The following is an 11,720-nucleotide window of genomic DNA, read 5'->3' on the forward strand; positions in this document are numbered from 1 at the left end:
TCCTTCTGGAAACGCTCACTAAAAACAAATTTGCTTTTGATATTTATCACCAGAGTTGGACTTCCTGCTCTGGCGAGCTCGCTTGTATTTGTGACTTTAGATCATATAGATCTGATCAGTCCCGATTATATCGAAACCACGACAACCCGTATTGGTAAATCTACAATGAGATCGATAGATGCAACGATTTCAGGACCCATTATGGAAATGGATGCTGGCGATGTTTTGTTAGCTTTCGGTGCTGAATATCGTAAAGAGTCGATTTCTGACAATCCAGATGATCAGTACTTACGTGGAGAGGTGTTTGGTACTGAGGCGACTCAAGCTAATGGTAGTCGAGACAATAAATCCATTTACGCCGAATTAGCCATACCTTTACATGATACGTTCGAACTTCAATTCGCATTAAGACACGAACGCTACAGTGACTTCGGTAATACGACGGATCCTAAAGTTAGTTTCTTATGGAATCCGATGGAAGATCTTTCCTTCCGGGGGTCATATGGTACGGCATTTAGAGCTCCATCACTGCATCAGCTTGGTCTAGGAAAAACTGATGAATCTCCAACTCTGGTGGATAAAGCGCGTTGTGCTCTAGTTGGGCTTGGATGTGAACCTTTTGAGTTCACTGCAGAGTTTGAAGGTAACCCTGACTTACAACCTGAAGAATCAAAAAGTTATAACTTAGGTGTCATTTTTAATATTACTGAGGATTTGGACTTTTCTGTAGATTATTACAATTACAAAATTGAAAATATCATCGATTCTGATACTCAATTTGTATTGAGTAACTTTGGAACAGACCCTTCAGTGGTTGAGCGTATTCCTACTGGCGTAGCTGGAGATCCTGGTGAAGTAGTTCGCATTTTTGATACTTTCCAAAATATTGGTAACCTTGATACTTCAGGTATCGATCTTGATGTAAATTATCAATTAGAGACCGGTGCTGGTGACTTTAATTTTTCATATGCACTTAATTACATCATCTCATATGAAGACAAGCGTAATGATGGTAATGGCGGTTATCGAATAGATACTGTCGAAGGTGATTTTGAGCAGCCGGAATTCCGTTGGAGAGCCGGAGCAGATTGGAAAACTGATGATTTTGTTTCTAATTTATCATTGAATTATATCGGTGAATTTAAGCAAGATGAGTCTGTGCGAATTCAAAAAGACGGTACAGTATTGAGAGATGTAGATTCGATGATAACTGTAGATGCGCGAGTGAGTTATTATGGCGTTGAGAATACGGTATTAACTCTAGGTGCAACGAACTTACTTGATGAAGAACCACCATTTATTTATAACGAGTTTATGGGATTCTCTACAAATGTTCACAGTGGCCAAGGCCGTTATTGGTATGTGAACGCATCGTATAAGTTTTAAAGTATAAAATTTTAAAGCAAATAAAGGCTTGCCAAAGGGCAAGCCTTTATTATTAATGAATTAGAAGCTCCTGAGCATTTGCCAATGAGCTTTGCGTGATGGTATCCCCAGCCAATAACCGAGCTAGCTCTTCGATTCTTTGCTCTTTATTTAACGGAGTCATAGAAGTTTCAGTTTGTCCTTTAGCTGACTTCTTGTTAACAAACATATGCTGATGACCATTACCTGCGACTTGTGGCAAGTGAGTAACACAAAATACTTGAGTCGATTCGCCAAGGCTTCTTAGCATTCTGCCAACTACTGCTGCAGTAGGGCCTGAAATACCAACATCAACTTCGTCAAATATTAGCGTAGGTGTAGATACTTTCTGAGCGGTAATCACTTGAATGCCTAACCCTATTCTTGAAAGTTCGCCGCCAGAAGCAACCTTAGAAATAGGCTGCAGAGGTTGCCCTGGATTGGTTGTTACTAAAAATTCGATACTGTCTCCACCGATGTTTGAAATGTTTTCCTCACTATGGTTCACTTCAATCTCAAACTTCCCTTTAGGCATATTAAGTTGATGGATAGACTGAGTAACCAGTTTATCGAGCTCTTTAGCGTATCGCTTTCGGCTTTGGCTAAGCCTTTTTGCTGCTCGCTGATACTTGTCTATGGCAGAATCAAGAATGAGGTGCATATCATCAAGCTTGCCTTCATCTAAAGAGATTTGTTCAAGTTCGGTTTTAACTGACTGATGATGAGAGAAGAGTTCGTTTGGCGCGACGATGTGCTTTCGAGCAAGTTGCATTGTTTTTGAGAGTCTTTGTTCAATGTACTCAAAATGCTCTGGGTCTTGTTCTAAGTTGCTTAAATAATGCTGAATTTCACCACTACTTTCCTGAATTTGAATCAACGCATTATTCAGCATTTCTCCGACGGTTTTAAGATCTGGGTCAAATGATTCGAGATCAGCAGCAAGCGAACTCGCTTGGTTAAGCATTGACTCAATATTTTCATCAGAGTCACAGAGTAAGCTTAAGCTCTGCTGGCAATGGCTTATTAGGTCTGTGCTGTTGGCAAGCTTTTTATGCTCTTGTTCAATTTGTTCAAACTCATTTTCTTTCAAATCAAACTCATCAAATTCTTGCACTTGGTATTCTAATAATTGCTGGCGAGCTTTACGTTCCTCTTGGGAAGCAAATAGCTGTTTTAGCTCAGACTCAATACGCTTAACATTTTTATATTGTTTCTCAACATCATTAAGTAACCCCTGATGATTAGCGTAACTATCAAGAAGATCTAATTGGTGTTCATTTTTTAGCATCGCATGGTGAGCATGCTGACCATGAACGGCAATAAGTAGCTGTCCAATTGACTTGAGCTGTGAAAGTGGAACAGGGTTGCTATTAATGTATGCGCGAGAGCGACCTTCAGAAGTAATGGTTCTTCTTAAAATGCATTCTTCATCACTATGAAGATCTTGATCTTCGAGCCATCTTTTTGCCAGAGGGAGTTTATCAATATTGAACGTCGCTGATATTTCTGTTTTATTGGCACCGGGGCGCACAGCATGTGTATCTGCACGGTTTCCAAGGCAGAGTCCTAGCGCATCAATAGCGATAGATTTACCTGCGCCAGTCTCGCCAGTAATACTCGTCATCCCTTTACTGAAATCGAGCTCTAAAAAACGAACGATAGCGAAATTGTTGATACTCAGTTGGCAAAGCATAATGTTGTCCCTGTTAGCATCCATTACTATTCAATATGTTGAGAAAGGTAATTGATCAGTCATTATCAAAACTACTGTACTGATAAACAGTATATACTGATTTTATATACAGTAAATAGCTTTTGCTAAAAATTCGATAAAAGACAGAGACAAAAAAGCCAGCATAAGCGCTGGCTTTCTGTGTATTGCTTGGTTGTTAGCCTACGCTAATACCAATATTTGAAATGCCACTATCGACAATTTCTTTACGAAGTTCTTTTACAAAGGCTGATGATATCTTGTTTTCTTCAATGACATCTAACAGCATTGATTGCAGCTCACGTTCTTCATTCATAGCTGGATGTTCAAAAACATAATCATCCAGTGCCGCTTCGCTTAATTCTTGTTCACAAGTAGCTTCGATGTAATTAGCCACTGTACTAGAAGAAAGCTTACTGATGTTGGTGATATCATCTTCTACTTTACTTTGTATTGCACTGAGTAGAGCAATTAATGCAGAAACTGCATCTAAAGCAGGGAAAACACCATAAGAATCAAAATCTACTGGTTCAGGCGCAACTTCGTCTAAACGCTCTAAGTAAATATCGATATTCAGTTTAAGTTTATTATCATACTGCTTTTGCCATAAAAGGTTTAAAGTCGTATCTAAAACTTGTGGGTTACCAAATTCACAGACTTCAGAAAAAAGCTGATAATTTGGATACATTCTTTGACAAAGTGCGATGGCAAAGAGTTGTTTTTGAGGAAGACTAAGCGCTTTAAGGCGCTTAAAAAAGCCTGTTTTTTTAGTCATTAACTAATTTCCGACGACAGCTGCGAAATCACTTGTTTAATTGCAGATTCTACCTTAGTTAACTCATCAAGTAACTCAAGAATTTCAGGTTCTAGCATTTCCGCTGTATGCCCTTGCTTCAAGGAAGACTCAATTTGCTGACAAAGCTTCTGGGTAGTTGGCACTCCGCAGTAGCAACAAGCACCGTGTAACTTATGAATAATGGCAAGCATAGCTTCATTGTTTCTAGATTCTAACGCTTCATCAATAAGTTGAGTTGTTTCAGGCATCGTATCGAGCAACATTTTTAGCATTTCAATTGCAAGCTCTTGTTTTTGGCTTGCTTGAGTTAAGCATAATTCCCAATTTAATGTGTGAACATCAAAGTGGGTAAACTTAGGGCGCACAACCCATTTATCAATCACATTACTGAGTGCTTTGTCATCGATAGGTTTTGGTAGGTGCCCCTCAATGCCACTGCTAAGAATTTTTTGTTTTTCTTCGTCTATAGCGTGTGCTGTAACCGCAATTACAGGCGTATTGCGATTGACCGACTTTTCCCTAATTAATTGAGTAGCCGCAATACCGTCAATATCAGGCATTTGAATATCCATCAGGATTAAATCAAAGCGTTGACTTTGAGATATTTTTACCGCATCAGCACCACTGGCTGCAGTAACGACATTGGTAACCAGTTCCTCAAGTAAGGTTTTAATCAGCATTAAGTTAGCCGGGTTATCATCAACAGCTAAAACAGTAAGGCTCTTTCTATCATTAACGATAGGCTGCTTTATATCGATTGGCTCAGCTGGCTGTTCAGTATTTTGTGAATAGAGAAGCTGTCTAGCGAGTGCTAGGTCAGTAAACGGTGTTGAAATGATGCCATCGACAGAGCCTCTTAGTTTCTCGATGTCTTGTTCATTCTGGTGGCAGTCATGCAGCAAAAATACGCGTCCGACTTTAGGTTGAGCGATGTCGAGAATGGCAGATACTTCTTTTTCATGGCATAAACCATTACAACTTAAAATGAGGTAGTCAAAACTTAATGAAGAAGCGAGCTTCGCTTTTAAATCATCTAATGATGTTGCCATACGATAATGAATGTTCCACAAGCGCATCTTCTTTGCGAGCATATTGGATGATAGGGTACGCGTCTCATAAATGAGTATTGATTTGTTACTTAATGATTTAATGGGTATTGAATCACCAAGCTTAAATTGACAAAGTTCAAGTGGCATTGTGAACCAAAACTTTGAACCAAAACCTTCTTTGGATGAGAATGAAATCTCTCCATTTAATGAACTCACTAAACGTTGAGTGATGATTAATCCTAAACCTGTGCCACCAAACCTTCTTGATATGGATGACTCGGCTTGAGTAAAAGCTTGGAATAGGTTTTTTTGATGTTCTTTCCTAATTCCAATGCCTGTATCTTGAACTTCAAAACGTAAAATAACTTTATTCAGGTGACTAGATTCCAGTGAAACTTTAACGCTAATGCTTCCTGCGTCGGTAAACTTAATGGCATTGCCGACTAGGTTTGTAATAATTTGATTAAGGTGCATGGAATCGCCGTTCACGTTATCCGGAACATCCGCTTCAACGTCAACAACGATTTCTAGGCCTTTTTCATGAGCCGATGTAGATATAATCGCAAGCGTTTCATCTAGACAATCCCTCAATCCAAATGGAATGTTTTCGATGACCATCTTTCCGGCTTCAAGCTTTGAGAAATCGAGAATGTCATTAATGATACTGAGTAAATTGTTCGCACTTCTTTCAATGGTTTGGATGTATTCTAATTGACTCGAATGAAGGGGCGTCTTGGCTAATTGCTTAGAGAAACCAATAACGCCATTAAGTGGCGTTCTCAACTCATGAGACATATTAGCCAAAAATTCAGATTTTGTTCTACTGGCTTCCTGAGCTCGCTTCTTAGCCATATCTAATTCAACGTTTTGAATCTCAATTTGCTCAAGAGTTTTCAACAAATCCCCAGTAGCTTGCTGAACACTTTCATCGGTTTCTGTTCGGTAATGCTGCACTGAGTGGGCGAGGTAATTGATTCCTTCTTTCATTGTATCAAGTTCAGAAATATACGACTTATCAATAAGTGACACATTAGTGCCATAGCGAACGTGAGTAATTAAACTGGTTATTTCTGATATTGGCCCAGTGAAATAACGAACTAAACGAATCGTAAACAGTAAGTTTATTTGAACACCACAAAGCACGACAATAAACGCAAGAATGATAGATGTATGGTGTCCTTCTGTGGCCTTTTCATTGTCGAAAATAATAGAAATATAGCCGAGCATAGGTCCCGGTTTGAATTTTGAGTGCGGTTGATCCAGTTTCGAGCGTTCATCATCAGATAATTTAAAAATAGGGGCTCTAACAAGAATGTCATTTCCTATGTATTGTAATTCTTGTTTTGTCAGAGTAATTAAAGAGTTTTCATAACGCATTCCATCTACTTCACCTTGAAAGTGGGAGGTGACGAAGAGTTGATTTTGGTCATCAAAAACAGAGATTGAGCGAACAAAGCCACGTTCATTTAACTGCAAGTTGGTTAATAGTCTTTTCGCTTCATCTCGTTGATTGTTACTGATAGAGATTGCCAGTGATAGTGCAACAGGATCTGTAATTCGTTTGATTCTATCTTTCACTTGCGAATCTTCATCGTATGTTTTGTTTACGGTGAAGATCGTGGCGAGTACAATACCCATTACCAAAGTGGGGATGAGAGCTAAAAGTAACACCCATACCCGCAAATTACTTTTTGAAGCGTCGGAATCAATTTTAGTTTTTGAAGTTTGAAATCCGTTATTAAAATCTTGCAAAGAATACTCTTTATTATTGTTGTTTTAGCTTCCCGTTTTCCGCAATCTAGCTCTGAGAAGTTCTGATGAACCTCAGATGCTAATACTTTATCCATTTTGAGGCAAATATGGCGCAGTTTTTTAAAAATAAACCCCGAAATTCAAAGAAAACATCACCAAAAATGACAATGGAAATCCGTCAGCTCGATCATTTAGGTGCAGGGGTTGCGCATCATCAAGGTAAAGTTGTGTTTGTTCCGGGGGCATTAACATCAGAAAAGGTCGAATTACAACTCGTAGAGCAGAAGAAAAAGTTCGCAAAAGGTAAGTTACTTAATGTCATTGAAGAGAGTGATGAACGCATTAAGCCCGAGTGCCCACATTTTAATCATTGTGGCGGCTGCGATTTACAGCACCTAAAAATTGAAAACCAAAGAAAACATAAAGTTGAATCGCTCAAGCAAATTTTTAGTAAATTGACGGGTATTGAACCTGAGATTGTATCTATCATCGAGGGCGAAGATAAGCATTATCGACGTCGAGCAAAACTTGCTACCTACTTTGATACAAACAAAAAACAGTTAATCGTGGGTTTTCGTCAACTTGCGAGTCATGAAATTGAATCGATTAAAACTTGTATGGTGATTGCGCCGAAACTATCGATATTGATTGAGCCCTTGTCATTAGTTCTGAATCAACTGAAAGGCGTTAGAACGATTGGACATGTTGAATTAATTGCTGGAGAGAATGCAATTTTTGTGGTCATACGCACTCCTAAAGCAATTGGGGAATCGGATAAGAGCTTGCTTAAGAACTTTGCAGCTAGCCATAACGTTATTTTGCAGCTTCAACATGATAACGAGATAGAACAACTTTTTGGTGAAAAAAAACAACCTATCTATAAAGTGAATGATACTGCATTAGCGTTTAACCCAGGAAACTTTGTACAGGTTAACGGTGATATTAATCAGAAGATGGTTGCACAAGCCATTGATTGGCTTAAACCAAACAGCAGTGACCGAGTATTAGACCTGTTCTGTGGAATGGGTAATTTTAGTCTGCCATTAGCTAAGCTATGCGACAAAGTTGTGGGTATTGAAGGTGTTGATGCGGCTGTAGAGCAAGCTAAGCAAAATGCGCGAACAAATCATATTGAAAATGCAGAGTTTTATGAGTGTGATTTAACATCGGATATCACTGAAAAAGCGTGGTATGGCAAAGTGGACAAGTTGCTATTAGATCCTGCACGGGCAGGCGCTTATGAAGCCCTGCAAAAAGTAAGAAAGATGAACCCTGAACGTATTGTTTATGTGTCTTGTGATCCCGCAAGTTTATCAAGAGACTCAAAGTTATTGATTGATGATGGATATGAATTGCAGAAATTGTCTATGATTGATATGTTTCCTCAGACTCATCATATTGAAGCTATGGCGCTTTTTACAAGAGAGTCTTAATTCTAATAGTTTTGTGGTTAATACCAAAAGGAAGTTATAAATGGTAACGGTTCGAGAAACACATTTAGAAAATCAGAATTTTAATCTTAAAGATTGGATTGGTCGTTATCTTCACTCGGATGATGACGCAAAATCGCTGCTGACTTTTCTCGAAACCTTAACTGAAGCTCAAAAAGATGGAAGTATTTTACTTGAAGGTGAAACCTTTACCTATGCCAGAGAAATGGTAGAGATTTTAGCGCCTTTGCATATGGATCTTGAGACACTTCAAGCTGCAGTACTATACGTCTTATTACAAGAAGGTAAGCTTGACCACGAAAAAATACTAGTTTTTTTTGGTAAAGATCTCGCAACTTTAGTGCATAGCGCTGGGACAATGAGTGCAATTAGTGCCTTAAAAACTTCTCCAAACAACAAGGCTTCAGAATCCCAAATTGATAAAATCCGCAAGATGTTACTGGCGATGGTTGAGGATGTACGAGCCGTGGTCATTAAACTAGCAGAGCGTGTTTGTTTACTTCGTAAAGTTAAAAATGACGATGAAGAAACAAGAGTGTTACTAGCCCGAGAAATAACAGATATCTACGCACCTTTAGCGAACCGTTTAGGCATTGGTCAGCTTAAATGGGAACTTGAAGATATGTCTTTTAGATATCTTCACCCACAAACTTACATTGAAATTGCAAAAAAGTTAGACGGCAAGCGTCTCGATCGCGAATCTTTTATCGAATCTTTCGTTTCAAATCTACAAGCGGAATTAGATAAAGAAGATATCCGAGCCAAAGTGTATGGTCGCCCTAAGCATATCTATAGCATCTGGAAAAAGATGCAGGGTAAAGATTTAAAATTTGATGAGTTGTTTGATGTACGAGCCGTTCGTATCGTTACGGACCGTTTGCAAGATTGCTATAGCGCATTAGGTGTTGTTCATACGCTTTTTCATCATATACCAAAAGAATTTGATGACTACGTAGCTAACCCAAAACCAAATGGTTATCAGTCAATTCATACGATCGTTGTAGGGCCTGAAGGTAAGACGGTTGAAATTCAAATTCGTACAGAAGCAATGCATGAAGATGCTGAGTTAGGTGTTGCAGCTCACTGGAAATACAAAGAAGGTAGCAGTTCTGGCAAGCAAAGTGGCTATGAAGAAAAAATTAACTGGTTGCGTAAAATTCTTCAGTGGCAAGAAGATGTTTCTGAAAGTGGCAGTTTAGTGGATGAAGTTCGAAGCCAAGTCTTTGAAGATCGTGTCTATGTATTTACACCTAAAGGGGAAGTTGTCGATTTGCCTGCGGGCTGTACGGTACTTGATTTTGCTTATTATGTTCACTCTCAAGTGGGCCATCGTTGTATTGGTGCGAAGGTTGATGGTCGTATTGTACCATTTACTTATCAAGTTCAGACGGGTGAGCGAGTTGACATCATCACCGCCAAAAAACCTAGTCCGAAACGTGACTGGCTCAATCCAAGCCTAGGATACATTCGTTCCTCTCGTTCTCGCTCTAAAATTCAACATTGGTTTAAGCAACAAGATAAAGATAAAAATGCCATTGCTGGCAAAGAAATGCTTGAAGCAGAACTTTCTCGTTTAGGCCTAACGGTCAAAGATGCCGAAAGTGCAGTTGAACGCTTTAACATGCTGAGCCTTGAAGACTTGCTTGCGGGCATCGGTGGCGGTGATGTTCGGCTTAATCAGGTCGTAAACCATGTACAAAGTCGCCAAGTAAACAAGGATAAGCATGATGCTTCAGCAGCCGTTGAAGATTTACTGAAGAAAGGTCAAGCACGCAGTTCTGGTCAAAGCAAAGGCCAAATAGAAGTTAATGGTGTGGGTAACTTAATGACGCACCTTGCTCGCTGCTGTCAGCCAGTAGCGGGTGATGAAATCGTTGGTTTTATCACTAAAGGTCGTGGTATTTCGGTTCACCGTCATGAATGTGAACAATTAAAAGAATTAATGCGTCAAAACCCTGAACGTGTTGTAGATGTGGTTTGGGGCGAAAATTACTCTGGTGGCTTCAAAGTTAAAATGCGTGTCATCGCCAGTGATAGAACGGGCTTACTTCGTGATGTCACAACGGTTCTAGCTTCAGAGAAAGCTAATGTGCTTAATATGAGTTCAGCGTCTGACGTTAAAAAGCAGACTGCTACTGTTGAAGTGCATTTAGAGCTTTATAACGTCGATACTCTCAGTAAATTAATTGCCAAACTTCAACAAGTTGAAGGTGTGTTTGAGGCGGAGCGTTTTTAAGGATATCCGGCATTGTTGCAAGATTTTAGTTGCTGTAATAAAGCCACTTATGTAGAAAATTGTCTACGTTTTCTGGGATTTCCTTTTTCATGCATGCAAAGTCATTGAGAGTGAGTGCGTCTTCCATTTTAGCTTTTATCTCGCTGCTTACTTCTTGTTCTGTTGTAATATCAAATTTCCTAAAATCACCAACTGCTGAATGAAAATGCCAATGTGCAGTGATGCATACGGAGACAGGCTTCCCATTAATTGACCATAAGGCATCAAAATTATTGGGTAATCTAACCTTACCATATTGGTCTGCTTCATTGACGCATCTTGTATCTGGAGTTATGGCATTATCATAAAACTTGATGTTGCCATTATCAAAAGATGCCAAAAAAGGAGCGCCCATAAGTAGTTAATCCTTATAGAGAGAGTTGAGCTACCTATTATAAAACAAGCATTTTAAATTTAATGTGGACATAATATTAACATTACATCATATTTTTAAATAAAACCTATGACAAAAAAAGTTTCAGATCTTTTATCTATTATGGAGAGGCTGAGGGATCCTGGATTCGGATGCTCGTGGGACATCAAACAAACCTATGCTTCTATCGTGCCTTTTACTTTAGAAGAAGCTTATGAAGTCGCAGACACGATTGAGCGAGAATCTTGGGATGAACTGCCAGATGAATTGGGTGACTTGTTGTTTCAAGTGGTGTTCTATTGCCAAATTGCCAAGGAAGAAGGGCGCTTTGAGTTTGATGATGTAGTGCAGCGCATTCATGACAAGTTGATTCGTCGCCATCCTCATGTGTTTGAAGATGCAAAGTTACAAGGCTCAGAGCAAGCTAATTGGGAAAAATTGAAATTTACAGAGCGTAAAAAGAAGTCACAAGACTCTGTGCTTGACGATATTCCAATAGCGTTACCAGCATTATCGAGAGCGCATAAAATTCAAAAACGAGCTGCTTCGATAGGCTTTGACTGGGATAACATCAATGATGTGTCGGCTAAAGTCACCGAGGAGTTGCAAGAGGTGATGGAAGAAGTCGAGCAACCTTCAGTCGATAAAGAAAGGTTGAAAGATGAATTAGGTGACTTGTTTTTTTCTGTGGTCAATCTCGCTCGCCATCTTGAGGTTGAACCTGAGGAAGCTATTAGACAAGCTAACCACAAGTTTGAAACTCGCTTTCGTCAAGTTGAAGTGGCTGTTATACAAGATAACAAAGTGATGTCCGAACTTAATCTCGAACAACTGGATTCATATTGGAATTCAGTTAAGAATTCTGAAAAATAATCTAAAACGTAATTGTTAAGGGGGTGCAGTTTTGGT

The 11,720-nt window shown here is 39.2% G+C and carries 8 protein-coding genes; 4 read left to right on the top strand and 4 right to left on the bottom strand.

The window, feature by feature from the left end; all coding sequences use genetic code 11:
- Positions 1–1,386, top strand: a 1,386-nt coding sequence (locus tag JQC92_RS07740; protein WP_204999113.1) for a TonB-dependent receptor domain-containing protein, incomplete at its 5' end; no start/stop codon positions are given.
- Positions 1,387–1,438: 52 nt separating this feature from the next.
- Here JQC92_RS07740 and recN read toward each other — a convergent pair.
- The 3 genes from recN to barA form a co-directional block, all read right to left on the bottom strand.
- A complete protein-coding gene (gene recN, locus JQC92_RS07745) occupies positions 1,439–3,097 on the bottom strand; it encodes a DNA repair protein RecN (protein ID WP_204999139.1) in 1,659 nt (552 codons plus the stop codon).
- 196 nt (positions 3,098–3,293) lie between these two features.
- A complete protein-coding gene (locus JQC92_RS07750) occupies positions 3,294–3,890 on the bottom strand; it encodes a YjaG family protein (protein ID WP_204999114.1) in 597 nt (198 codons plus the stop codon).
- On the bottom strand, positions 3,890–6,712 hold the full coding sequence (gene barA, locus JQC92_RS07755) for a two-component sensor histidine kinase BarA (RefSeq protein ID WP_239480463.1): 2,823 nt from the start codon (positions 6,710–6,712) through the stop codon (positions 3,890–3,892). The genes JQC92_RS07750 and barA overlap by 1 nt, the downstream gene beginning before the upstream one ends.
- 107 nt (positions 6,713–6,819) lie before the next feature.
- Here barA and rlmD point away from each other — a divergent pair, with 107 nt between their 5' ends.
- Both rlmD and relA read left to right on the top strand, forming a co-directional pair.
- Positions 6,820–8,145, top strand: a complete 1,326-nt coding sequence (gene rlmD, locus JQC92_RS07760) for a 23S rRNA (uracil(1939)-C(5))-methyltransferase RlmD (RefSeq protein ID WP_204999115.1) — start codon at positions 6,820–6,822, stop codon at positions 8,143–8,145.
- Between the two features lie 40 nt (positions 8,146–8,185).
- Entirely contained in the window at positions 8,186–10,399 is a 2,214-nt protein-coding gene (gene relA, locus JQC92_RS07765; protein WP_204999116.1) for a GTP diphosphokinase, read from the top strand.
- A 25-nt stretch (positions 10,400–10,424) separates the two neighbouring features.
- Here relA and JQC92_RS07770 read toward each other — a convergent pair whose 3' ends face one another.
- A complete protein-coding gene (locus tag JQC92_RS07770) occupies positions 10,425–10,793 on the bottom strand; it encodes a hypothetical protein (RefSeq protein WP_204999117.1) in 369 nt (122 codons plus the stop codon).
- A gap of 108 nt (positions 10,794–10,901) precedes the next feature.
- Between JQC92_RS07770 and mazG the strand changes: the two genes are divergently transcribed.
- Positions 10,902–11,684, top strand: a complete 783-nt coding sequence (gene mazG / locus JQC92_RS07775) for a nucleoside triphosphate pyrophosphohydrolase (RefSeq protein ID WP_204999118.1) — start codon at positions 10,902–10,904, stop codon at positions 11,682–11,684.
- The last annotated feature ends 36 nt before the right edge of the window (positions 11,685–11,720 follow it).

Origin of the sequence: Parashewanella hymeniacidonis (assembly GCF_016900895.1) — a bacterium.
Lineage (GTDB): Bacteria > Pseudomonadota > Gammaproteobacteria > Enterobacterales > Shewanellaceae > Parashewanella > Parashewanella hymeniacidonis.

Excerpts from the sequence above, each read along its gene's own strand:
- recN (WP_204999139.1), bottom strand. The coding sequence starts at position 3,097 with ATGCTTTGCCAACTGAGTATCAACAATTTCGCTATCGTTCGTTTTTTA.
- JQC92_RS07750 (WP_204999114.1), bottom strand. The coding sequence starts at position 3,890 with ATGACTAAAAAAACAGGCTTTTTTAAGCGCCTTAAAGCGCTTAGTCTT.
- rlmD (WP_204999115.1), top strand. The coding sequence starts at position 6,820 with ATGGCGCAGTTTTTTAAAAATAAACCCCGAAATTCAAAGAAAACATCA.
- relA (WP_204999116.1), top strand. The coding sequence starts at position 8,186 with ATGGTAACGGTTCGAGAAACACATTTAGAAAATCAGAATTTTAATCTT.
- JQC92_RS07770 (WP_204999117.1), bottom strand. The coding sequence starts at position 10,793 with ATGGGCGCTCCTTTTTTGGCATCTTTTGATAATGGCAACATCAAGTTT.
- mazG (WP_204999118.1), top strand. The coding sequence starts at position 10,902 with ATGACAAAAAAAGTTTCAGATCTTTTATCTATTATGGAGAGGCTGAGG.